Annotated in this window: 2 protein-coding genes; both read right to left on the bottom strand. The window is 73.9% G+C overall.

The features are described from left to right. Window positions 1–65: 65 nt before the first annotated feature. Window positions 66–593 carry a SixA phosphatase family protein gene (locus ABD308_RS15480; protein WP_344333910.1) on the bottom strand — a complete coding sequence of 176 codons (528 nt, stop codon included), beginning with the start codon at window positions 591–593 and terminating at the stop codon, window positions 66–68. Between the two features lie 112 nt (window positions 594–705). Further along, a complete protein-coding gene (locus ABD308_RS15475; RefSeq protein WP_344333909.1) occupies window positions 706–828 on the bottom strand; it encodes an SGM_5486 family transporter-associated protein in 123 nt (40 codons plus the stop codon). Between the last annotated feature and the right edge of the window lie 98 nt (window positions 829–926).

Genomic DNA, 926 nt, shown 5'->3' with positions numbered 1-926 from the left:
CGCGCTCAGTCCTGCGGCTCGGTGACTCGGCCCTACGGCTCAGTCCTGCCGCTCGGTCCTGCCGCTCAGTCCTGCGGCGTGAAGTACGAGACCAGCGCGGCCACGCCCGGCTCGACGCCCTTCCACGAGCCGGAGAAGCTCAGCACCGCGATCGCGGCGGTCGGGAAGCCGCCGAGCCGCAGCCGCTCCAGCGCCTCGCGGTCGCCCTCGTCGCCGGCCAGCACCTGGGTCAGGCCGAGCACCCCGGGGTTGTGGCCGACCAGGAGCACGTCCGCGTACTCCTCCGGGGTCTCCTGGAGGACGGTGATGATCTCGCCGGGGGTGGCCTCGTAGACCCGCCCCTCGTAGACGGTCTTGCGCGAGCGCTTCGGCAGCTCGTGCGCGGCGAGCTTCCACGTCTCCCGGGTGCGCAGGGCGTCGGAGCAGAGCACGTAGTCGGGGTTGATGCCGGAGTCGGCGAGCCAGCGGCCGGCCTCCGGGGCCTGGTGGCGGCCCCGGTCGGCCAGCGGCCGCTCGTGGTCGTCGACGCCGTTCGGCCAGTCGGCCTTGGCGTGGCGGAGAACGATGATCCTGCGGGGCGTGTCGGCGCTCATACCCAGCAAGCTTGGCAGAAAAGCCGGCCGGGAGCGCGATGCCGCCCGATGCCGCCACCCGACGGAGCGGGCGGCGCCGTCACGCGCGGTTCACCGGGAGCCGGGCACGCCGTCAGCCCAGGTTCTGGGCGACGGTCGCGACGATGATCAGCAGGACGACGATGCCGCCGATGATCGCGGCGAGCTGGCCGAGCTTCTTGTGGCCGTCGGTGGGGTTCGGTTCGAGAACGGGCATGCCCGGATTCTCCCACCCCGAACACGCCCGTCGACCACCGGCCCCGCCGCCGGGCCGCCGCGTCAGGCGGTCGCGGCGGGCGTCTCCCGGGCGGGCTC

It is taken from the genome of Kitasatospora putterlickiae, assembly GCF_039527695.1.
Classification (GTDB): Bacteria; Actinomycetota; Actinomycetes; order Streptomycetales; family Streptomycetaceae; genus Kitasatospora; species Kitasatospora putterlickiae.
This window is presented reverse-complemented; position numbering and strand designations above follow the sequence as displayed.

Coding starts and splice junctions, on each gene's coding strand:
- ABD308_RS15480 (WP_344333910.1), bottom strand. CDS start 593: ATGAGCGCCGACACGCCCCGCAGGATCATCGTTCTCCGCCACGCCAAG.
- ABD308_RS15475 (WP_344333909.1), bottom strand. CDS start 828: ATGCCCGTTCTCGAACCGAACCCCACCGACGGCCACAAGAAGCTCGGC.